The organism is Amycolatopsis deserti, assembly GCF_014653945.1.
Classification (GTDB): domain Bacteria; phylum Actinomycetota; class Actinomycetes; order Mycobacteriales; family Pseudonocardiaceae; genus Amycolatopsis_E; species Amycolatopsis_E deserti.
Genome location: NZ_BNAU01000007.1, coordinates 353,337 through 375,348, shown reverse-complemented (window position 1 = coordinate 375,348; position 22,012 = coordinate 353,337). Strand labels below are relative to the sequence as shown.

The following is a 22,012-nucleotide window of genomic DNA, read 5'->3' as shown; positions in this document are numbered from 1 at the left end:
ATGACCGGCGTGGACGACGACGTGCTCCGGCTGCTCGACCTGCTCGCCGGTGGGGCGAGCAGCGAGCAGCTGGCGCGCGCCGGCGCCGCGCACCCCAAGGCCACCGAGCTGGCGCTGCGCATCCACGCCACCCTCACCGCGCACCGCCGCCGCGAGGCCGAGCTGACCGCGTTGTTCGACACGGCCAGCGACCTGGCCCGCCTGCGCGATCCGGACGCCGTGCTGCGCTCGATCGTGCGGCGGGCCCGCACGCTGCTCGGCGCGGACGTCTCCTACCTCAGCCTCAACGACGAAACCGCCGGGCGCACCTACATGCGCGTCACGGACGGCTGCGTGTCGCCCCTGTTCAAGGAGGTCATCCTGGGCATGGGCGAGGGGCTCGGCGGTCTGGTGGCGCAGAGCGCGCGCCCGTACGCGACGCCGGACTACTTCCGCGACGAACGTTTCCTGCACACCTCGCCGATCGACGACGCCGTCCGGGACGAGGGCCTGGCCGCGATCCTCGGCGTGCCGCTGTCGCTGGGCGGCACGGTGATCGGGGTGCTCTACGCCTCCGACCGCACCCCGCGCGACTTCACCCCGGACGAGGTCGCGTTGCTGTCCTCGCTGGCCGACCACGCGGTGATCGCGCTCGACAACGCCCGGCTGCTGGACGAGATCAGCTCGCACTCCGCGGCGATGCACCGCGCCGAGGAGGCGCACGACCGGCTCATGGACCTGGTGCTGCGCGGCGGGGACGTGCCGGAGGTGGCCGCCGCGGTGGCCGACGTCCTGCACGGCTCGATCGGGTTGTTCGACGCGGCGGGCGAGGAGCTGGCGCACGCCGGAACCGCCCCGCCCGCACCGGATCCGGAGCTGGTCGCGGTGTCGCGGAGCACCGGCCGGTCGGTGGCCAGCGCGGGGTCGCTGGTGTGCGCGGTGCAGGCCGGCCCGGAGCTGCTCGGCAGCATCGTGCTGGCCGGGCGGGAGGCGTTGCTCGACGCGGACCGGCGGCTGTTCGAGCGGGCGGCCGTGGTGACCGCGCTGTTGCTGCTGCTGCGCCGGTCGGTCGCCAAGGCGGAGGAGGAGGTCCGCGGTGAGCTGCTGACCGACCTGCTCACCGCGCCGGACCGCAACCCGGGCGCGTTGCTGGCGCGGGCGGAACGGCTGGGCGTGGACCTCACCGAACCGCACGCGGTCCTGGTCGCGCACGCCGAGTCGGTGTCCCGGGCGCGGTTGGTGGTGGCCGCGGCCCGGCACGCGGCGCTGGCCGGCATCCAAGCGGAGGAGGTCGTGCTGCTGGTCCGCGGTGAGCCGGACGCGGTGGCGTCCCGGATCGCGGAGGCGCTGACCGCGGCGACGGACACCCCGGTGACGATCGGCGCGGCGGGCCCGGCCCGTGGACCGGCGGCGATCGCGGCGGCGCACGCGGAGGCGATCCGGTGCCTGCGGGCGTTGCTGGCGCTGGGCCGGTCCGGCGAGGGCGCTTCGGCTGCCGGGCTCGGGTTCCTCGGCGTGCTGCTCGGCGACCGCGGCGACCTGACCGGGTTCGTGCGGCGCACGATCGGCCCGGTGCTCGACTACGACGAGCGGCGCGGCACGGATCTGACCGGGACGCTGCGCGCGTACTTCGCCGCCGGGGGCAACCTGACCCGGGCGAAGGAGGCGCTGCACGTGCACGTCAACACGGTGGTGCAGCGCCTGGACCGGGTGGCGACCCTGCTCGGCGACGACTGGCACGAGCCGGGGCGGGCGCTGGAGATCCAGCTGGCGCTGCGGGTGCACACGCTTGACGGCGCGCCGGAGCGGGTAGCCGGGGGCCGACGAAGGGAGGCCCGATGAAGGTGACCGCGGGTGATCTGAAGGCGCTGCTGCGAGCCGGGAACGGCGCGCAGCTGGTCATGCAGGAGGGTGCCCTCGCGGTGCTGCCGGCCGAGGAGCTGCCCCGCCACGAGGGCGCGCTGACCGTCATCGAGCGCGAAGCGCTGCGGCAGCGCGTGGGCGAGGAGCCGGACGACCGCTCGCTCGACGAGCAGGCCGCGATCCTCTCCACCGAGATCGACACCCTCGGCGCCTAGACGAGTAATGCCTGAGTTGGGGTGATGTCCGGAGTGAGGCGAAGGGTGTTCAAGATCAGTTTCTGACGACCGACCTGAACGCCCTTCTCACCGCACTCCAGGTCAAGATCGACGACCACCTGGCGGGCCGGCGTCGGCTGGGCCGGCCACCGAGGCTGGCCGACGCCGGGTTGGTCACCCTGGCCGTGGCCCAGGCACTGCTGGGGTTGACCTCCGAGGCCCGCTGGCTGCGGTTCCTGCCCGCCCGGATGCCCGGCGCGTTCCGCTACATGCCCGGCCAATCCGGCTACAACCGTCGTCTGCGTGCCGCGTTACCGCTGGTCAAGCTGATGGCATATCCCGGCAGAAGTTCCTCAAACCCCAGTGCCCCCGGCAGAACGGCAAGATCGCCGCACTCGAGTACACCTAGGCCGGGCCGCTGCTCGTCACTGTGATCCGGTGGCCGCCAGCCGCGCGCTGATGGGCTCGAGTTCGGCGATCAGCTCGTCCAGTTCGGCGGGGGAGAGGGCCTCGTACGGTGGGGCGGCGAGTTCGTCGGTCAGGGCTTCGATGCGGTGTTTGGTCTCGCGGCCGGCGTCGGTGAACCGGCCGTCGGCGTCGATGAGCCCGCGTTCGCGCAGGCCGTCCATCACCGCGGCCAGCCGCGCCTTCGGCAAGTGGTGGATGCGCCCGAACGTTTCCGGGGGATGGATGCCCATGTCCACCGCGGAGAGCACGTGGGCCTCCGTGCCGCCGATGCGCGCGCCGACGAGAGCGGCGACGTGCCCGTCACCACGGTGCTCGCGCAGCATGTTCGCGGAATGCCACAGCCGCGCGACCGGATCGCCCGGCACCGGGCAGGTGCGCAACCCGGCGTACATCACCCGGCCCGCGGTGGGCGCGCTCGTCGCGGCTTTGGTGGTCAGGTCGGCGGCGCGCACCAGACCCGGGGACGCGGCCAGCTCGTCGCCCAGGATCCGCCGCAGGGAGGCCGCGCTGCCCCGTTCCCGCGCGGCGAAGGACGCCTCCGGCGGGATCGTCTCCCACGCGCTCGGGATGTGCCGCGCGGCCTCCCCCTCGGCGAAGTTGTAGAAGGCCGCGTGCACGACTTCGGCCGGCACCCGCCCCAGTGGCGCGGCGCGGCTGGCGAAGTAGCCGTCCCAGTAGGTGCGGTGCCCGAGCGCGGCCAGCTCCGCGTTGCACTCGTCGGCGAAGAAGGTGACCAGGCAGATCGGTTCCAGGAGCTCGAACATGCGACGGGCGATGTGCACCATGTCCTCCATCATGTCGGTGGTTTCAGCGGGCGTACTCCGCCAATCGGGGTTCCGCCGGGACGTGCGGGTACAGCGCGACTTGGGTCGCCACGACCGTCGCCATCCGGGCCTCGTTCACGGCGAGGAACACCGGGTCCACGCCGGGCATCAGCAGGCGCGTGCACACGTCCGCGGGCAGGCGCGCAGGATCGGCGGGACCGTCGTGCGTGAGCGCGTCCACCACCAGCGCGAACGCGACGCCGTCGGTGGTGCCGGTGGTCAGGTGGTCGGCCACGTGCGCGGGGCACACCTCCTGCAGCCCGACGTTGCTGATCCGGCCACGCCCGGTGTGCAGCGACGAGCTGCCGTAGTCGTCGAGGTTCGGCGCGACGACCTCGTCCAGGATCGTGTAGACGTTCGTGTAGTCGATGCCCGCCCAGGTCTCCGCGCCGCTGTTCAGCGCGGTCAGGAACGCCGAACCCGACCGCTGCTGCCAGAACGCGGGCGCGCACCCCGGCAGGCACACCGCGTGCGCCACCACGGTCCCGTGGTTGGACGGCGCCAGCCCGATCACGTCGCCCACCCGGGAACGCGTGTCCGGCCAGTACTTCAACGCCCAGCGCGGGATCATGCCGCCCTGGCTGTGCCCGACGATGTCCACGTCCCGCCCGGCGGCGGCGCTGACCGTGCGGATCGCGTGCACCACGTACTCGGCCGCGACCTGGATGTCGGCCATCCCGTTGTCCGGCAACGCGACCGTGCAGAACGGCCGGCCCAGCGCGGTCAGCGCCAGGGCGTAGTTCCAGGCGAAGACCTCCGGCGTCAGCGTCGTCCCGGCCACCAGCAGGATCGGGTTGTGGCCGGACCCGGCGACGTCCCCGGAACACGCGATCGCCGCGTCCAGCGTGGCCTCCGGCACCCGCAGCGGCGGGCCGTCCGCGGCGGCGGCGGCGGACGCGGGCGCCAGGACCGAGCCCACGAGGACCAGCAGGGCGAACAGCGAGCGCTTCATGACTGTCCTTCCGGCACACTTCATCGTGTGAACCGAGGGGATCTTGTCACGGCCGGGCCGCTGGAGGCGACTCACCGATGGTGAACACCTTCGTGATCCACGCGGCCCAGGTCTTCGACGGCGAACGCACACACCGCGACCTGCCGGTGCTCGTCAAGGACGGTGTCATCGAGCGCCTCGGCGGCCCCGTGCCGGACTGGCCGGTCGTCGCCTCGCCGGGCACGCTGCTGCCCGGGCTGATCGACATGCACACCCACCTCTGCGGCGACGGCGGCTTCGGCGCGCTCGACCGCCTCGCCGATTACACCGAGGACGAGCTGGACGAGGTGATCGAGCGCGCGCTGCGGGCCCAGCTGGCCGCCGGGGTCACCAGCGTGCGGGACCTGGGCGATCGCCGGTACGCGACGCTGCGCTGGCGCGGCCGCCCCGGTCTGCCCACGATCGTCGCGGCGGGGCCGCCGATCACCAGCGCCGGCGGGCACTGCTGGAACATGGGAGGCGAGGCGAGCGGCCCCGACGAGCTGCGCGCGGCCGTGGCGGAGCGGGCCGAGCGCGGCGTGGACATCGTGAAGGTCATGGCCAGCGGCGGCGGCATGACCCCGGGCACCGACATCCTGGCCTGCCAGTTCACCCTCGACGAACTGCGGCTGATCGTCGAGGAGGCGCACGCGGCCGGGCTGCCGGTGACCGCGCACGCGCACGGCACGCCGTCGGTCGAGCAGGCGGTGGCCGCGGGCGTGGACGGGATCGAGCACTGCAGCTGCTTCACACCCGAGGGCATCCGGATGAGCGACGAGCTGGCCGCCGCGATCGCCGCGCGCGGGATCACCGTGTGCCCGACGCTCGGCGCGATCGGCGAGCTGACCCCGCCGCCCGCGCTGAGGGAGTTCCTGGAGCGGACGGGCTCGACGATCCGCGACCGGATCGGCCAGGTGGCCCGGCTGGCCCAGGCCGGCGTGCGGCTGGTGTCCGGCGCCGACTCGGGCATCTCGCCGGCCAAGCCGCACGGCATGATGGCCGCCTCGGTGGAGTGGCTGGTCGACGGCGGCATCGCCGCGGAGGCCGCGCTCGCGTCGGTGACGTCGGTGGCCGCCGAGGTGGCCGGCCTCGACCGCAAGGGCCGCATCCGCCCGGGTTTCGACGCGGACCTGCTCCTGGTGGACGGCGATCCGCTGACCGACATCACCGCCTTGGCGCGCCCGGCGAAGGTGTGGCTGGCCGGGACCGCTAGATGATCTCGAGGTTGGCCATCATGCCCATGTCCTCGTGTTCGGCGTTGTGGCAGTGGAAGAGGTACCGGCCGCGATAGCCGTCGAACCGCGTGATGATCTCCACCGATTCCCCCGGCCGCAGTGAGACGGTGTCCTTGAGCCCCACGTCGTGCGGCAGCGGCGGACGGCCGCTGCGCGACAGCACCCGGAACCCGGCCAGGTGCAGGTGGATCGGGTGGTGTACGTCGGCGACCAGCCGCCACACCTCGACGTCACCGAGCCCGGTGACGACATCGGAGCGCGCGGGGTCGAACGGCAGCCCGCCGATCAGCCAGCCGTGGTGGCCGTGCATCCGCCCCGCGCGGAAGGCGAACTCCCGCACCCGCACCGCGTCGGACCGTTGCCAGACGGGCAGATCGGCAGAGAGCACGCCAGGGATGCGGCTGTCGTCGGCCGCGCGGCGGGCGACGCGGAACGCCATCACCTCACGCGTGCGGCCCGCGCCCAGCCGGTTCAGGATCCGGACGCGACCGCCGACCGGGACACCGGCGAAGTCGACGATCACGTCGTAGCGTTCGGCCGGCGCGACCGGCAGCGTCGCGTGGGTGACCGGCGCGGCGAGCAGTCCCTGGTCGGCGCCGATCTGGACGAGGTCGAGCCGCCGCCCGTCGTCGGTGACGGCTTCGAGTTCGTAGTGCCGCGCGTTGGAGGCGTTGAGCAAGCGCAGCCGGTAACGCGCGGCGTCGACCTCGTGCACGGGCCACGGCGCGCCGTTCACCAGGATCACGTCGCCGAGCACACCGGCCAGGTACTCCTCGGTCACGCCCGGCCGGTCCGGCAGCGCGGGGTAGATCAGGCTGCCGTCGGCGGCGAACGCGCGGTCGGCGATCATGAGGGGCAGTTCGCGGGGGCCCGCGGGCAACCCCAGCGACTCCTCGGCGTCGTCGCGGACGATGTGCAGCCCGGCCAGGCCGCGCCAGATCGCCGGAGCGGTGTAGTCCATCCGGTGGTCGTGGTACCACAGCAGCGTCGGCCGCTGGTCCAGCGGGAAGGTGTAGTCCCGGGTCAGCTCGGTCACCACGGCCCGCGGATCGTGCATGCCGTGCCCGTGGTCCACTCCGGACCACGGCAGGACGAGATCGGTCGGGTAGCCGTCGGAATCCGCCGGGGTGCGGCCGCCGTGCAGGTGCACGACGGTCGGCACGGACAGTTCGTTGCGGTGCGTCACGGTGACCGGATGGCCGCGGCGCGATTCGATGGTGGGACCGGGAAAAGTGCCCTCGTACGTCCACAGTGGAGTCCGGAGGCCGGGCAGGATCTCCGCGCTCGCCTCCCGCTGGGTGATCTCGTAGCGGCCGGGGGCGACCGGCCGCAGCACGGGCGGGATCGGCAGCGGCACCTGGAACGGCGGCGGCAGCGGCGCCGCGCTGCGCAGCTGCGCGCCGGTCATCGACGGGTGGCGGGCCAGCGCGGCCGCGGTCGACAACCCGGTGGCCGTCACCAGCCCGAGCGCCCCGCCGATGCCCAGCACCTGCCGTCTGGTCAGGCCCTGGTCACGAATGGCGCGCCTCCCGCCGGGCGAGGGGGCCGCGCCAGACGGCGACGAACTGCACGACCAGCGCGGCGATGGTGATCACGCCGAGCGGGATGTGCAGCCACAGCGCGCCGTCCAGCCCGGCGAAGTACTGCACCGTCTCGGCCGCCGCCACCGCCGCCGAGCCGAGGAACGGCCAGGCCCAGCGCATCCGCGCCCACACCACGATCGCCACGATCAGCTGCAGGTAGCCGAGTGAGCTCGTCACGTCGGCGCCGATCGCGTGCCAGCGCAGGCTGTCGAAGTCGCCGGTCAGGTACACGCCGGCGAACACCGGCTGACCGGCGATCGCGACCAGGTGCGCGGTGACGACCGCGCGGAACGCCCATCCGGTGGGTGTTGTCGTTCGTTGCACGCTTCGACGCTATTTCCCTGAGGTTATCTTGTCTAAGATCAGTATTGCTATTACGTTATGACCGAGGAGGCATGGTGGAGCTGAACTCGCTCCGGCAGTTCCTGGTGGTGGCCCGGTTGGAGCACCTCAGCCGGGCCGCGGAGGAACTGCGCGTCGCCCAGCCGTCGCTGAGCCGCACCATCGCCCGTCTGGAGAGCGAGCTCGGCACGCCGCTGTTCGACCGGAGCGGACGGCTCCGGCTGAACGACGCCGGCCGGCTCTTCCGCGATCACGTCGAACGGTCCCTCGGCGAGCTGGACGCGGGGCGCCGCGCGGTCGCGGAGGCCGGCAGCGCGGGGCTGGGCGCCGTCCGGCTCGCGTCGGAAACCTTCCTCACCCTCACCGGCCCGCTCGCCGCCTACAAACGCGCCCACCCGTCGGCCGAGCTCGAGCTCCAGTGGTCGCCGGCCGAGGACATGCCGCGCCGGTTGCGGGCCCAGGACGTCGACCTGTGCGTGTCCTCGCAGCCGATCCACGCCGACGGACTGGAGTCGGTGCGGCTGTTCGACGACGCCGTCGGCGTGGGCACGGCGCTCGACCACCCGCTGGCGCGCCGGGCCTCCGTGCGGATCGAGGAACTCGCCGGCCAGCCGTTCGTCACCGCGCGCCGGGGCCATTGGCTGCGCCGCCTGCTCGACCGGGTCTTCGCCGCCCGCGACCTCACGCCGAAGATCGTGTGCGAGGCCGACGAGCCGGGCGCCATCGCCGAGCTGATCGGTGCGGGGCTCGGCATCGGTCTCGTCCCCGGGTTCGCCCGCCGCACCGCCGTCCGGGCCCCGCTGACCTGGGTCGCCGTCGACAGCCCCGACTGCAGGCGGCGGGTCACCCTGCACTGGGCGACCGGGAGCCACCTGTCACCCGCGGCGCAGCTGATGCGCGACACGATCAGCGGCTGGGACTGGCCGGCCGGCGACCGGTGATCAGCTCGCGGTCCACGCGCGCAGCTTCTCCGGGTTGCGGACGGCCCAGATCCGCTGGATCTTCTCGTCCGCGATCTCGAACGCGTACACCGACACGGTCACGCCGTCCAGCTGGGCGACCAGGCCAGGCTGGCCGTTGACCGTGCGTTCCAGGAGCGTGTGCGCGCGGAACCGGCTCTCCAGGCGAACCAGGGCGTCCAGGATCTGCGCGGCGCCTTCGACCGGGTGCAGCACGGTGCTGACCAGGCCGCCGCCGTCGCTGATCGCCGTCGCGTCGGGGGCCAGCAGGCCGAGGAGGGCGTCGATGTCGCGCGCTTCCCACGCCTGTTTGAAGTCCCGGACGATCCGCGCCTGCCGGGATACCGGTGTGGCGGGCGGTCGCGCGTCGCGGACGCGGCGGCGGGCCGACGAGGCCAGCTGGCGGCACGCCGCCGGGGTGCGGCCGACGACCTCGGCGATTTCGGCGAAGGAGTAGCGGAAGACGTCGTGCAGGATGAACGCCACGCGCTCGGCCGGGGTCATCGAGTCGAGCACGACGAGGAACGCCATGCTGACCGACTCGTCGAGCGTGACCCGGTCGGCCGGATCCGCGGGCCGCCACTCGGAACTGTCCGGCACCGGCTCGGGGATCCACTCGCCCACGTAGGTCTCGCGCCGCGCGCGGGCCGAGGACAGCACGTTGAGGCAGAGGCGGCCGGCGACCTTGGTCAGCCACGCGCCGGGGAGACGATGGCCTCCTGCTCCGCCCGGGACATGGCGTACCAGCGGGCGTAGGTCTCCTGGACCACGTCCTCGGCCTCGGCCAGCGACCCGAGGAGCCGGTACGCCAGGTTGATCAGCTGACGCCGCTCGCTCATGATCGCGGTCAGGCCCGCATCCGGTTCGGTCATCGTGTGTTCGGCTCCCTCGGTCGCGCCTTCTCCACCACTTCCGACAAGACAGCGGCGCGGAACGTCAGGCCTGACATTTCCCGGCGATGAGTTGTCGGTTCCGGTGAGAGAAGGGAATCCCACCATGAACACGACCCACAGGGTGATCGTCATCGGCGGCGGGTACGCGGGCACGCTCGCGGCCAACCGCCTGCGGATGCGCGACGACGTCGAGGTCACGCTGGTCAACCCCCGTCCGGCGTTCGTCGACCGCATCCGGCTGCACCAGTTCGTCGCCGGCACCGGCGCGGCCACAGTGGACTACGACTCGATGCTGGACGACGGTGTCCGCCTCGTCGTCGACACCGCCACGCGCATCGACACCGCCGCCCGCACGGTGCGGCTGGCCTCGACCCGCGAGCTGGACTACGACTACGTGATCTACGCGGTCGGCAGCACCGGGGCGACGCCGTCAGTGCCCGGCGCGGCGGAGTTCGCCGTGCCGCTCGCCGAACTGGAATCCGCGCAGCGGCTGCGCCACGAGCTGGACGAGCTGCGTCCCGACGCACCGATCACGGTGGTCGGCGGCGGGCTGACCGGCATCGAGGTCGCCGCCGAACTGGCCGAACGGGGACGCCGGATCGCCCTGGTGTGCGGCGGGGCCCTGGCTCCGTCGTTGAGCGCCGGGAGCCGCCGGTACATCGCGAAGTGGCTGTCCCGGCACGGGGTCACCGTGCTCGAGTCCGTCCGGGTGGCCGAAGTCCGGACGGACACCGTCGTCTTCGCGGACGGAACGGCGCGTCCGAGCGCGCTGACCATCTGGTCCGCGGGCTTCGCGGTGCCGGAGCTGGCCGCCGCGAGCGGGTTGCGCACCGACGACCTCGGCCGGCTGCTCACCGACGAGACTCTGACCAGCGTCGACGACGACCGGATCGTCGCGGCCGGCGACTCCGCCGCGCCGTCGGGCCTGCCGATGCGAATGAGCTGCCAGGCCGCCGCGCCGCTCGGCGCGCAGGCCGCCGACACCGTGCTGAGCCGCATCGCCGGGACCGAACCGGCGGCACTCGACCTGGCGCTGGTGGGCTCGTGCGTCAGCCTCGGCCGGCACGCGGCCGTGCGGCAGTTCGCCCGCAAGGACGACACCGCGCTGAACTTCCAGGTCGGCGGCCGCCTCGCCGCCGCCTACAAGGAGCTGGCCTGCAAGCTCGGTGTGCTGAAGATCCGCCGCGAGGCCCGCAAGCCCGGGTCGCTGCGGTGGGTCAAGGGTGGCCGCCGGGTCACAGGCCCAATGACCGCAGCAGCGCCCGCAACTCCGACTCGTACAGCTTCGCCGGGTCGGTGACCTGCGGGCCCAGGTGCCCGTAGACCTCGAGCGAGACCAGGCCGTGCATCCGCCCCCACGTCCGCAGCGACAGGGCGAGCACGCCGGGCGGCAGGTCGGGGAACTCCTCGCGCATGTGCTGGACCAGGGCAGGCCCGAAGTCCTCCCAGGTGAACTCGTCCGGGGCCTGGACCATCGGCCAGGCCCCGGCGATCAGCTCGGTCAGCAGCGCGCACGCCCGGCGCTCCGCGTCCGCCGCGGCGCCGCCCTCGGGGGCGCGGTAGCCGGGCACCGGATCGCCGTAGATGAGCCGGAAACCCTCGGGGTTGGCCAGCGCCCACTCGCGCAGCGCGCGGCCCCACGCCAGGATCCGCCCGGCCGGGTCGTCCGTGGGCACGGCGTCGCGCGCGGCCTCGGCGGTGTCCACGAACGAGGTGTAGACGTCCGAGATCAGCGTGGTGATCAGGTCGTCGCGGGTGGGGTAGTAGCCGTAGATCGCGCCCGCCGTCATGCCCATCTCGCGGGCGATCGCGCGCAGTGAGATCGCGTCCGGGCCGCCCTTGGCCATCAGCTCCAGCGCGATCGTCTTGATCTCGCGTGCCGTCTCCGCCCGCAGCCGTTCCCGGCGGCTCGTCGTCGCTCCACCCACCTTGACACTGTACGGCGTCGGTCTACTATTCAGCGTAGATTTACTACACGCCGTGTAGTTCACAAACGCCGTTGAGGAGATGTGATGGCGAGAGCAGTTCTGTTCGACCGGCTCGGCGGGCCCGAGGTGCTGCGGATCGAGGACCGGCCGGTGCCCGAGCCCGGCCCGGGCGAGGTGCGCATCCGGGTGGACGCGATCGGGCTCAACCGGGCCGAGGCGATGTTCCGCGCCGGCACCTACTACGAGCAGCCGGTCCTGCCCGGCTCCCGGATCGGCTACGAGGCGGCCGGCGTGGTGGAAACCGGCGTCGAGGGCTTCCCGGAGGGCGCCGAGATCAGCACCCTCGCCTCGTTCTCGATGCGGGACTACGGCGTGTACGGCGACCGGGTCGTGGTTCCCGTGTCGAGCCTGGTCCGCCGCACGGTGGACGAGGTGACCGGTGCGGCGGTCTGGCTGACCCACCAGACGGCCTACGGCGCGCTGGTCGAGCGTGGCGGCCTGCGGCCCGGGGACACCGTGCTGATCACCGCCGCCTCCAGCGGGGTCGGCATCGCGGCGATCCAGATCGCCAACCACCTCGGCGCGGTGCCGATCGCCGTCACCCGCACCGGCGCCAAGCGTGACCAGCTGCTCGCCGCCGGCGCGGCGCACGTCGTCACGCTCGACTCCCAGGACCTGGTCAAGGAGGTGCGCGAGCTGACCGGCGGCGCGGGCGCGGCCCTGACGTTCGACCCGGTCGGCGGTCCGGGCGTAGTGGACCTGGTCGAGGCCACCGCCGTCGGCGGGCTGCTCGTCGAATACGGCTGGGTCGGCGGCGAACCCGCCCCGCTGCCGATGAACTGGGACCGGCAGGTCACGGTGTTCGGCTACGGCAACGGCAGCTACCTCGCGCGGGACCCGGAGCGGCGGCGCCGGTCGGAGCACTTCATCAACGCCGGCCTGCGCATCGGCACCCTGCGCCCGGCCGTGGACCGCGTGTTCGACGACCTGACCGACATCGTCGAGGCCCACGCCCACCTCGAATCGAACGCGCAGGTGGGCAAGGTCGTGGTCCGCGTTCGTCACTGAGCGAGTGAACCCCGGCCGGCGCGGGTAGCCCTCCCGGCGAAGCGAAGGAGGTCACCGTGTCGACGGACAAGAAGGACGTCATCGCGTTGCTGGAGGACCAGCACCAGGAGATCCGCCGGCTGTTCGGGGTGGTCGAACAAGCCAAGGGGGACGAACGCACGGACGCGTTCCGCGAGCTCGTGCGCCTGCTCTCGGTGCACGAGACCGCGGAGGAGGAACTGGTCCACCCCGAGGTGCGGCGCCAGCAGGGTGGCGAACCGGTCGTCGAGGCCCGCGTCGGCGAGGAGCACCGCGCCAAGGAACTGCTGTCCACACTGGACGGGATGGGGCCGGACGCGGAGGGCTTCGACACCCTGCTGATCCAGCTGCGGGACGACGTGCTCGCCCACGCCGAGCACGAGGAGCGGCTGGAGTTCCCGCTGCTGCGCCAGGCCTACGACGCCAAGCGGCTGGAAGCGATGGCCGACACGGTGCGGGCGGCCGAGGCCGTGGCCCCGACGCGCCCGCACCCGGGGACGGAAAGCGCCGCGAAGAACATGCTGCTCGGCCCGCCGGCCGCTCTCATGGACCGAGCGCGCGACGCGATCCGCAGCGTGTTGAAGCGCTGAGCCCGGGGAGCCGGCCGCCCGTCGCGGGCGGCCGGCCCACCGGGGTCACAGACCGACCCGCACCACGCTGCCGCTGCCGGGTCCGCTCGGCGGGTTCGGGCACGCGGCGCAGTTGGACACGTACGCCTTGCCGTCGCGCAGCGCCAGGCCGCCGGGCATCGTCAGCTGCTGCGTCACGATGTTCTGCGCGCCGTTGCGGCCGACCTGGATCAGGGCGCCGGCCGGGTCACCGCTGAGCAGGCCGTTGTGCGCGATCTCCAGCACGTAGAGCTTCCCGTGCGTGAAACCGATGTCGATGATGTTGGTGAAGCCCTCCGCGTACACCTGCGGCGCCTTGCCCGGCACCACCCGGTACACCCGCGCCGCGCCCTTCGGGAACGGGAAGCCGGTCAGCTCACCGACGTAGAGCGCACCGTCCGGGCCGAGCGTGACCGAGGTCGGCACCGCCTGCATCGGGATCTTGGTGCCCGGCGGCAGGCCGAGGAACGGTGGTGCGTCGACCATCCGTTCGGGGAAGGTCGCGATGGTCACGATCCGGCCCTTCTCCGGGACCCAGAGCAGGGAGTTGCCACCGGCGTCGACCACCACGCGACCGCCGGGCAGGGCCAGGACCGAGTTCGGGTTGCTGTCCGGCTCACCGCCGTCGGGGTTGGCGGTTGCCTCGTAACCGGCGATGTCGGCGACCGGTTTTCCGTTGCGCAGCAACCACCCCATGTACTGCTGGCCCTTCGGCGGCAGGTTCGTGCGCGCCGCGGGGTTGGCCCCCAGACCCACAGTGACGTACATGTTGCCCTTGCCCAGGAACGAGACGTCCGACGGGCCGATCGCGCCGGAACCGTCGCGTGCGGCGATCGACGGCAGCCCGGTCAGGACGCGGCTCTGCTGCCCGCGGTCGATCCGGGTGACCGCACCGGTCTCCCCGTAGCAGACCTCGTCACCTTCCGGGCCCGCCATACAGGGACCGGCGCCCCCGCGGCCGGATTCCGCGACGTACAGGGCCCCGTCCGGCGAGAACGCGAGCCCGCGCGGGCTGTTCAGGCCTTCGGCCACTGTGGACACCTTGCCGCCGGCCTCCGCGCTCAGCGGCACCAGTGTCACCGCGAACGCGGTGGCGGCCGTCAGCAGGATTCGGGATGTTTTCATACGCCCGTCCTTTCACGACGATTTGCCCCCCTTCCGGAGACGGAATCGCGCGGACGAACGTTACGAGGAGATTTCGGTTGAGGGCGCAAGTAAACCCGCAGGCGTTGCGTCGGGATTTCCACCAGCTGCCAGGACAGCAGGCCGCACGCGTAGGCCAGCGGCAACGCCAAAGCCATCAGCAGGTAGGAGTCGCGCACCCCGGCGAACACGATGAGTTGCTGCACCGGCATCGCCCAGATGTACATGCCGTAACTGCCGTACACCCACTTGTCGTACCGCGCCAGCCGCCGCGGCCAGTGGTGCGCCCACACGATCGCGCCGTACCCGGCGGCGAACGGCAGTACGATCCGCGCGGCCGGCTGCAGGACGGGCACGAAGTTGACCACCAGGTACACGGCCACGCCGGCGTACGCGGCGCCGCGGGACAACGGGATCGTGCCGTGGTAACGGTGCATCACCATGCCGACGACGAACGCGACACCGAACGCGACCATCGCGCCGACCGGCACCGACAGTAACGACCCGCCGCGGCCCTGGAACGTGTAGGTGGCGCCGAGGAAGGCGTCCAGCACGACGATCCCGGCCAGCAGCGCGAACAGGCCCACGCGGGCGCGGCTGAGCAGACCGGTCAGTCCCGCGACGAGGACCAGCGCGTAGCCGGTGGTCTCCATCGGCAGCGTCCACAGTGATCCATTGGCCGACCACGGGTACGGGTTTTCCGCGAACACGCCGGGAAGCAGGTGCTGCAACGGGTACAGCGCGGCGTTGTGCACCACGTATCCCCAGGTCGCCGTGTCCGTCCAGTACTCGGCGGCGTCGAGCACGGTGACCAGCGGACCGATCACGAACGCGGTGAACATGACGACGACCAGCAGCGGTGGCCAGATCCGCAGCACGCGCTTGGCGACGTAGCGCCACCACGACGCGTCGCGCGTCCAGCTGTCGGTGATCTGGAACCCGCTCATCGCGAAGAAACCCATCAGCGCGAAGTAACCGGGGGACAGGTCCCAGCTCGCCGGCAGGATCGTCAGCCGCTGCGGGTCGACCAGCGGGAACGAGTGCTCGACGACGACCATGCTCGCGCCGATGAGCCGCAGCCACGCGAACCCGGTCTCGGCCTTGGCGTACTTCGCGGGGCGGATCTCCTGCGTGCGCTCCGCCGCGTTGTCGGCCGGAACCACGTCAGCCCAGCAACTCGGTGAGCGCGGCGCGCGCGACGTCCGGCCCGAACTGCGCGGCCACCGCGGCCTGCCCGGCCCGGGACAGCCGGAGCCAGAGCGCGTCATCGGTCAGCAGCGACACGATTCCCGTCGCGATTTCCTCGGCCTTGTCGCCGACGAGGACCTCCGCGCCGTCCCGCAGCCGCATGCCCTCGAACGCCAGCGTCGTGCCGACCACCGGGACACCCGCGGCCAGGCTCTCACCGACCTTGCCCTTGACCCCGGCGCCGAACCGCAGCGGCGCGACCGACAGGCGGGCGGTGTCGTACAGCGCGGCGAGGGCGGGGACCCAGCCGCGGAACTTCACACCGTGGCCGTCCAGCGTGCGCAGCTCGTTCGTCGGATCGTGGCCCACGATGTCCAGCACGGCGTCCGGCACCTGGCGGCGCACCAGCGGCCAGATCTCCCCGGCCAGCCAGTAGGCCGCGTCGCGGTTGGGCGGGTGCTCGAAGCTGCCCACGAACAGCACGCCGGGCCGTCCGCCCGGGCTCGTCTCCGGCCCCGCGGTGTGCACATTGGACAGCACGCTGACCGGCGCGCCCGGCGCGAGCTCGGCCAGCAGGTCCCGCTCGGCCTCGGACACCACGAGCGTGCGGTCGCAGGCGCGCACCAGAGCCAGTTCCAGCTCGCGGTAGAGCTTCGCGCGCTGGTGCAGCATCGCCGAGGTCTCCGGCGCGCCGCCCAGCCGCTCGACCAGCTCGGCCTCCCGGGACAGGCGCACGAAGTGCAGGTCGACGGTGTCGAACACGATCCGGGCCCGGGGCGCGCAGATCCGCAGCCGGTCGGCCAGGTGCCACGCCACGGTCGGCCGGGACAGCAGCGCCAGCCGGATGTGCTTGCCCGCCTCGTGCAGGAACTGCTCCCGCAGGCCGTCGTCGGCCAGCACGGTGATCCCGGCGCGGTGCAGCTGGTCCAGGTACGCCGGGTCGGAGGGCGGGCCCATCGGGCAGAACACCACCCGGTGGCCGAGCGCGACCAGCTCGTCCAGCAGGCACCGCAGCCGCACCGAGCCGGAGTCGCGGTCCGGCGTGGGCACGGTGACGTCGGCGACCAGCACCAGATCGCCGTCGCGCTGGGTCCGCCCCGGCACGCGCTGGCGGGCGATCCACAGCGGGACGCCCGGGTCGGCCTGCCCGGCGAGCGCGTCCGCCCACTTCTCCGCGAAGACCTCGCGGTTGACCTCCTGGAACCGCTTGACCCCCTGCGTCACGTCGGTGCCGTGCGAGACGCCCTCGTGGTGGACGACGACCGCGTCCGGAACCACCACGGTGCGGTAACCCGCGGCGCGGACGGCGAAGGCCAGGTCGGTGTCCTCGTAGTAGGCGGGGGAGTAGCGCTCGTCGAAACCGCCCAGCCGCCGCCACAGGTCCCGGCGCACCAGGATCGCCGCGCCCGAGCAGTAGTCGACGTCGCGTACGGCCTGGTAGCGCGGATCGTCCGGGTTGTCGCCGTGGCCGTAGTTGGCGGCGCTGCCGTCGGCGAAGACGATGCCGCCGCACTCCTGCAGCCTGCCGTCCGGGTAGACCAGCTTCGCCCCGGCCAGTCCGATGTCGTCGCCGCTCCGGACGACGTCGATGAGCGCGTCCAGCCAGCCGGGCCGGACCTCGGTGTCGTTGTTGAGCAGCACCAGCAGCTCACCGCGGGCCTGCGCGGCGCCGAGGTTGACGGCCCGGAGGAACCCGAGGTTCTCCGGGGTGCGCACGAGCCGGACGCCGGGGCACGCGGCGAGGTGTTCGGCCGAATCGTCCGGCGAGGCGTCGTCGACCACCACGACCTCGAACGGCACGCGCGTGCCGCTGTCCTCGATCGCCTGCAGGCAGCGGCGCGTGTAGCTCCACTGGCCGTGCACCGGGATGACGATGCTGACCAGCGGCTCCTCGCTGGTGGTGACCGCGACCGGGCCTTCTGTGCCTTCGGTGCCGCGGCGCCGGGGCCGGTAGCGCTCGATGACCTTGCGGTACTTGGGGCCGTCGCTTTCGGCGGTGAGCCGCTCGATCTCGGCGCGCAGCGGTGCGGCGGCGCGCTCGGCGGCGGCGCCGAGCAAGGTGAGCTGCGGGTCGAGCATCGTCGCCGCGGCCGGCACCTCCACCGGGTTGTCGGAGGCGATGCCGACGAGGTAGGTGTGCGGCGCCCCGGTGCCGACCGACCAGCTGTCCTCGCCGGTGCGGCGCAGTTGCTGCGACAGCACCGGGCCGTGCTCGCGGTCGCCGGTCAGCACCGAGCCGACCGCGACGTTCTGCCGCAGCACCGTCACGTGCCGGAACGACGCGCCGAGCAGCGCGCGGAACTGCGGCTCGGTCAACTCCTTGACGTGGAAGGGGTTCTCGTTGCCGTGCTCGTGCGTGTAGACGAGCACGTCCGGGGTGCTGGTGAAGAAGACGCCGCCGGGCGCGAGGCGGGCGCGCACCAGGGCCATCAGCTCGTCCTGCTCCTCGACGTGCTCGAGCGCCTCGAAGCAGGTGATGACGTCGAACCGCCCGGCGTCGGCGAGCAGGGCCGGGTCGGTCATCGAACCGGTGGTGAACCGCAGGTTGGGCTGCCCGCCGTAGCGCGCGCGGGCGTGTTCCACGGTGGCCTCGTCGATGTCGACGCCGACCACCTCGGAGGCGTGGGTGGCCAGCAGTGCGCTGCCGTACCCCTCGCCGCTGGCGAGGTCGAGCACGCGACGGCCGAAGGCGTAGCGGGCGGCGAGGGCGTAGCGGTGGTAGTGCTCGTAGATCACCTGGATGTCGTCGGTCCACGGCACGCAGCGCTCGCCGGTCCAGTCGATCCCCCGAGAACCCGCCATGGGCCGGAAGGCTACCGGTACCGCGGCCGTGGATGATACTGATGCCCGGTAATCTGCGGCGGGGAGGGAATTACTGACGGTGTCCAGTGACGTCCGCCGGCAGCGCCGGGAGCTGACCCTCGGAATCGCGATCATCGTGGTGCTGGGGCTGGGTCTCGCCGTGTCCGCCACTGGTTACCTCCTCACGCGCAACGCCGGCCTCGCCGACCCGCCGGACGCGAAACCGGCGCCCGAGCACAGCGCGCTGGCCCTCGTCGAACCGCCGGGCGCGCCCGGGCCGAGCGGGTCGTTCGCGCTCGCCGCGCTGCGCAGCACGGTGTCGCTGCCGCAGCCGATGGTCGACGTGCTGACCACGGCCGGGATGAGCGACGGGGTGCGCAAGACGGCTGTCCGGGCCGAGGTGACGATCGGGCTGTACGCGCTGGTGACCGGCGACGCGCGGGCCGCGGTGCGGGCCTACTGCGCGGGCGTGGAGTTGCAGGGGCTGGTCGCCGATCGTGATCTGTCGCTGGAGGGCGTCACGGTCTACGGGACGCCGGTGGGTGCGCCGCTGGCCCGCTTCGGCGCGGCGTACGTGCTCTACGACCGTGTGGTGGTGGTGGAAACGGCCGGCCCCGGCGACGCGGCGCACGACGTGTTCCGCACGACGCTGGACCGCCAGATCGAGCTGGCCCCGCCCACCGACCGCTGAGGGGTGCGGTGTGGACGGTCCTACCAGTCCGGTTCCCAGGCGCTCAACCGGAGTGCGCTTTCGAAGCGGTGCTTGCGCCCGGTGAGCGGGTCGGTGAACGCGAGCACCTTCGCCAGCAGCTGCAGCGGGCGGCGGAAGTCGCCGGGCGGGACCTCCCGCACCTGCGGGTAGAGCGGATCGCCCAGGATCGGGATGCCCAGCGAGTTCAGGTGCACCCGCAGCTGGTGCGTGCGGCCGGTCTCCGGCACCAGCCGGTAGCGGCCCAGCCCGTCGCGGTGTTCGAGCAGCTCCACGTGCGTCCGCGCGTTCACCGGGCCGGGCAGCTCCCGCGCGGTCAGCACGCCGCGCTTCTTCACGATCCGGCTCTCCACCGTGCGCGGCAGCACCAGCTCCGGCGAGTACCGCGCGATCGCCTCGTATTCCTTGTGCACCAGGCGATCCCGGAACAGGTTCTGGTACGCGCTGCGGTGCGCCGCGGTCTTGACGAACATCAGCACGCCCGCCGTCAGCCGGTCCAGCCGGTGCGCGGGGGACAGGTCCGGCAGGTCGCGGCTGTGCCGCAGGCGCACCAGCGCGGTCTCCCGCACGTGCCCGCCGCGCGGGGTCGTCGCCAGGAAGTGCGGCTTGTCGACCACCAGCAGGACGTCGTCCTCGTGCAGCACGGTCAGCTCGAACGGCACCGGCACCTCGTCGCCGCGGTCCCGGTGGAACCACAGGAACGTGCTGGGCGTGAACGGTGTTCTGGCGTCGATCGGCCCGTCGACGCCGACGATCGCGCCCTCGGCGAGCATCGCGTCGATGACCGCCGGGTCCAGCTTCGTCAGCTTCCGCACCAGGTAGTCGCGGATGGTGTCCCACGGGCCGTCCGGCGGGGTCCGGATGCGCGCCGCGTTCACCCCGTCACGCGGCGGCAACGGGGACGGGGGCGGCTTGCGTCTCATCGCTCAGCACTGTAGCGAGGCACGACAGTGCAGCTCAGAGCGGAGCCGGACGATCCGGGCCGGGGGCGCATACACTGGAGGAGCCGCTCCGTCCAGGTGCCGTGGCTGTGCCGCACCGCGGCGGTGGGCGCGCATCCCCGTGGTTGTCGGTGCCCTCCGTTACCCTGCACTCTCGTGGGGCCACAGGCGCCACACCACCCCAATCGCTACTGGGAGAGAAGAACCTGTGACTGCTTCTGCTGAGCCTCTCTACGGGGCCGACGACCTTACCCACCTGGAAGGCCTGGAAGCGGTCCGGAAGCGCCCCGGCATGTACATCGGGTCGACCGACAGCCGCGGCATCAACCACCTGTTCACCGAGATCGTCGACAACTCGACCGACGAGGGTGTCGCGGGTCACGCCACGAAGGTCGTGGTCACGCTGCACGTCGACGGCAGCGTCCAGGTCGACGACGACGGCCGCGGCATCCCCACCGGTGTGCACGCCAAGTCCGGTCTGTCCGGTGTCGAGCTGGTGCTCACCCGGCTGCACGCGGGCGGCAAGTTCGGCGGTTCCGGCTACAAGACCTCGGGTGGCCTGCACGGTGTCGGCGCCTCGGCGGTCAACGCGCTGTCGCACCGCTTCGACGTGACGGTCCGCAACGGCGGCAAGGTGCACGAGATGTCGTTCGCGCACGGCACGCCGGGCGTGTTCGACGGGCCGGGCCCGAAGGCGAAGTTCACGCCGCAACCCGGGTTGCGCATCACGGGCAAGATGAAGCGCGGCGAGCGCACCGGCACCTCGATCCGCTACTGGTACGACTCGCGGTACTTCGAGAAGGGCGCGGAGCTCGACGTCGAGCAGGTGCGCACGAAGCTGCGCAACACCGCGTTCCTCGTGCCGGGCGTCACGTACGTGCTGCGCACCGCCACCGAGGGGACGATCAGCGAGGAGACCTTCCACTTCCCCAACGGCCTGTCCGACATGGTGGAGTTCCTCGCCCCGTCGGACGAGAAGCCGGTGTCCGGCACGCTGATCATCCAGGGCGAGGGCGCGTACAAGGAGAACGCGGCCGACGCCAACGGGGTGATGCGGTCCAATGTGGAGCGTCATGCCGAGGTGGAGATCGCGCTGCGGTGGGGCACCGGGTACGAGCGCACGGTCGAGTGCTTCACCAACACCATCCGCAACGTGCACGGCGGCACCCACCGCCGCGGCTTCGACCGCGGTGCGACGAAGGCGTTGCAGGAAGCGATTTCCCGCACCCGCGGCCTGCTGAAGGCCAAGGAGGACCTGCCCACGCTCGACGACGTGCTCGAGGGCATGACGGCGGTCATCCACGTGCGCATCCCGGAGCCGCAGTTCACCTCGCAGACCAAGGACGAGCTGTCCACGTCCGGCATCACGCGCGTGGTGCAGGGCGTGGTCGAGCGGCACCTCAAGGAGTGGACCGAGAACCGCCGGACCAAGGCCGAGGCCAAGGTCGTGCTGCAGAAGATCGTCGACGCCGCGCGTGTGCGGCTCACGCAGAAGCAGCAGAAGGACGCGGCGCGCCGCAAGACCGCGCTGGAGGGCGCGGCGATGCCGCCGAAGCTGGTGGACTGCCGCACCACCGGCATCTCGCGCAGCGAGCTGTTCCTCGTCGAGGGTGACAGCGCGCTCGGGTCGGCCCGGATGGCGCGGGTGTCGGAGTACCAGGCGCTGCTTCCGCTGCGCGGCAAGATCCTCAACGTGCAGAAGGCCTCGCTCGGCGACACGCTGAAGAACGCCGAGATCGCCTCGATCGTGCAGGTGCTCGGGGCGGGCACCGGCCGCACCTTCGACCTGTCCGCGATGCGCTACGGCCGGGTCATCCTGATGGCCGACGCGGACGTCGACGGCTCGCACATCCGCACGCTGCTGATCACGTTGTTCGCCAAGTACATGCGGCCGGTGATCGAGGACGGCCGCCTGTTCGCGGCGATGCCGCCGCTGCACAAGATCGTCACGAAGGGCCGCAACCCGGAGACGATCTTCACCTTCACCCAGCGCGAGATGGAGCAGAAGGTCGCCGAGCTGGAGGCCGCCGGCAAGCAGATCGTCAAGCCGGTCCCGCGGTTCAAGGGCCTGGGCGAGATGGACGCCGACGAGCTGTGGGAGACCACGATGAACCCGGCGACCCGTTCGGTCCGGCGCATCACGCTGGACGACGCCGAGGCCGCGGAGGCCGCGCTCGAACTGCTGATGGGGGAGAAGGTCGAACCCCGGCGCAACTGGCTCGTCGAATCCGCCGCCCGCGTGGACCGCGAAGCGATCGACGTCTGAGTTCCCCTAG

The 22,012-nt window shown here is 72.3% G+C and carries 18 protein-coding genes and 2 pseudogenes; 10 read left to right on the top strand and 10 right to left on the bottom strand.

What is annotated here, in order from left to right; genetic code table 11:
• From IE290_RS28525 to IE290_RS38680, 3 genes and pseudogenes are all read left to right on the top strand, one after another.
• Complete coding sequence (locus IE290_RS28525; protein WP_191247766.1) at window positions 1-1,821, top strand: helix-turn-helix domain-containing protein; 1,821 nt, start codon at window positions 1-3, stop codon at window positions 1,819-1,821.
• A complete protein-coding gene (locus tag IE290_RS28520) occupies window positions 1,818-2,057 on the top strand; it encodes a hypothetical protein (RefSeq protein WP_191247765.1) in 240 nt (79 codons plus the stop codon). The genes IE290_RS28525 and IE290_RS28520 overlap by 4 nt, the downstream gene beginning before the upstream one ends.
• Window positions 2,058-2,119: 62 nt before the next feature.
• Window positions 2,120-2,383, top strand: a pseudogene (locus tag IE290_RS38680) (IS982 family transposase); the annotation flags it as partial.
• A 99-nt stretch (window positions 2,384-2,482) separates the two neighbouring features.
• On the opposite strand, the gene IE290_RS28515 reads toward IE290_RS38680, so the two are convergent.
• Window positions 2,483-3,310, bottom strand: a complete 828-nt coding sequence (locus IE290_RS28515; protein WP_191247764.1) for an SCO6745 family protein — start codon at window positions 3,308-3,310, stop codon at window positions 2,483-2,485.
• Between the two features lie 22 nt (window positions 3,311-3,332).
• Entirely contained in the window at window positions 3,333-4,301 is a 969-nt protein-coding gene (locus tag IE290_RS28510; protein ID WP_191247763.1) for an esterase/lipase family protein, read from the bottom strand.
• Window positions 4,302-4,378: 77 nt separating this feature from the next.
• On the opposite strand from IE290_RS28510, the gene IE290_RS28505 reads away from it, so the two are divergent.
• Window positions 4,379-5,536 carry a metal-dependent hydrolase family protein gene (locus IE290_RS28505; protein ID WP_191247762.1) on the top strand — a complete coding sequence of 386 codons (1,158 nt, stop codon included), beginning with the start codon at window positions 4,379-4,381 and terminating at the stop codon, window positions 5,534-5,536.
• Here the strand turns inward: IE290_RS28505 and IE290_RS28500 are convergent.
• Together IE290_RS28500 and IE290_RS28495 are read right to left on the bottom strand one after the other, a co-directional pair.
• A complete protein-coding gene (locus IE290_RS28500; RefSeq protein WP_229874757.1) occupies window positions 5,529-7,043 on the bottom strand; it encodes a multicopper oxidase family protein in 1,515 nt (504 codons plus the stop codon). The genes IE290_RS28505 and IE290_RS28500 overlap by 8 nt on opposite strands.
• Before the next feature lie 22 nt (window positions 7,044-7,065).
• Window positions 7,066-7,461: a hypothetical protein gene (locus tag IE290_RS28495; protein WP_191247761.1), complete on the bottom strand. Its 396-nt coding sequence runs from the start codon at window positions 7,459-7,461 to the stop codon at window positions 7,066-7,068.
• Between the two features lie 71 nt (window positions 7,462-7,532).
• Between IE290_RS28495 and IE290_RS28490 the strand changes: the two genes are divergently transcribed.
• A complete protein-coding gene (locus IE290_RS28490) occupies window positions 7,533-8,420 on the top strand; it encodes a LysR substrate-binding domain-containing protein (protein WP_229874756.1) in 888 nt (295 codons plus the stop codon).
• Here the strand turns inward: IE290_RS28490 and sigJ are convergent.
• A pseudogene (gene sigJ, locus IE290_RS28485) lies at window positions 8,421-9,310 on the bottom strand (RNA polymerase sigma factor SigJ).
• Between the two features lie 124 nt (window positions 9,311-9,434).
• Here sigJ and IE290_RS28480 point away from each other — a divergent pair.
• Entirely contained in the window at window positions 9,435-10,631 is a 1,197-nt protein-coding gene (locus IE290_RS28480) for an NAD(P)/FAD-dependent oxidoreductase (protein WP_191247760.1), read from the top strand.
• Here IE290_RS28480 and IE290_RS28475 read toward each other — a convergent pair.
• A complete protein-coding gene (locus tag IE290_RS28475; RefSeq protein ID WP_191247759.1) occupies window positions 10,567-11,259 on the bottom strand; it encodes a TetR/AcrR family transcriptional regulator in 693 nt (230 codons plus the stop codon). The two genes, IE290_RS28480 and IE290_RS28475, sit on opposite strands and share 65 nt — an antisense overlap.
• A gap of 84 nt (window positions 11,260-11,343) precedes the next feature.
• On the opposite strand from IE290_RS28475, the gene IE290_RS28470 reads away from it, so the two are divergent.
• Together IE290_RS28470 and IE290_RS28465 are read left to right on the top strand one after the other, a co-directional pair.
• Window positions 11,344-12,327 (top strand): zinc-dependent alcohol dehydrogenase family protein, encoded by a 984-nt coding sequence (locus IE290_RS28470; protein WP_191247758.1) that lies wholly within the window; start codon window positions 11,344-11,346, stop codon window positions 12,325-12,327.
• A gap of 56 nt (window positions 12,328-12,383) precedes the next feature.
• Window positions 12,384-12,935, top strand: coding sequence for a hemerythrin domain-containing protein (locus tag IE290_RS28465; protein WP_191247757.1), 552 nt, complete (start codon window positions 12,384-12,386; stop codon window positions 12,933-12,935).
• A 45-nt stretch (window positions 12,936-12,980) separates the two neighbouring features.
• Here the strand turns inward: IE290_RS28465 and IE290_RS28460 are convergent, their stop codons facing one another.
• The 3 genes from IE290_RS28460 to IE290_RS28450 are packed head-to-tail and all read right to left on the bottom strand — an operon-like array spanning window position 12,981 to window position 18,086.
• Window positions 12,981-14,078 (bottom strand): ScyD/ScyE family protein, encoded by a 1,098-nt coding sequence (locus IE290_RS28460; protein ID WP_191247756.1) that lies wholly within the window; start codon window positions 14,076-14,078, stop codon window positions 12,981-12,983.
• Window positions 14,075-15,259, bottom strand: a complete 1,185-nt coding sequence (locus tag IE290_RS28455; RefSeq protein WP_191247755.1) for an acyltransferase family protein — start codon at window positions 15,257-15,259, stop codon at window positions 14,075-14,077. Before IE290_RS28455 ends, IE290_RS28460 begins: the two co-directional genes overlap by 4 nt.
• Window position 15,260: 1 nt before the next feature.
• Entirely contained in the window at window positions 15,261-18,086 is a 2,826-nt protein-coding gene (locus IE290_RS28450; protein ID WP_229874755.1) for a glycosyltransferase, read from the bottom strand.
• A 79-nt stretch (window positions 18,087-18,165) separates the two neighbouring features.
• On the opposite strand from IE290_RS28450, the gene IE290_RS28445 reads away from it, so the two are divergent.
• Window positions 18,166-18,777 (top strand): hypothetical protein, encoded by a 612-nt coding sequence (locus IE290_RS28445; RefSeq protein ID WP_191247754.1) that lies wholly within the window; start codon window positions 18,166-18,168, stop codon window positions 18,775-18,777.
• Window positions 18,778-18,797: 20 nt separating this feature from the next.
• Here IE290_RS28445 and IE290_RS28440 read toward each other — a convergent pair whose 3' ends face one another.
• Window positions 18,798-19,718 (bottom strand): pseudouridine synthase, encoded by a 921-nt coding sequence (locus IE290_RS28440; RefSeq protein ID WP_191247753.1) that lies wholly within the window; start codon window positions 19,716-19,718, stop codon window positions 18,798-18,800.
• A gap of 226 nt (window positions 19,719-19,944) precedes the next feature.
• Between IE290_RS28440 and IE290_RS28435 the strand changes: the two genes are divergently transcribed.
• Window positions 19,945-22,002 (top strand): DNA gyrase/topoisomerase IV subunit B, encoded by a 2,058-nt coding sequence (locus IE290_RS28435; protein WP_191247752.1) that lies wholly within the window; start codon window positions 19,945-19,947, stop codon window positions 22,000-22,002.
• Window positions 22,003-22,012: the final 10 nt, after the last annotated feature.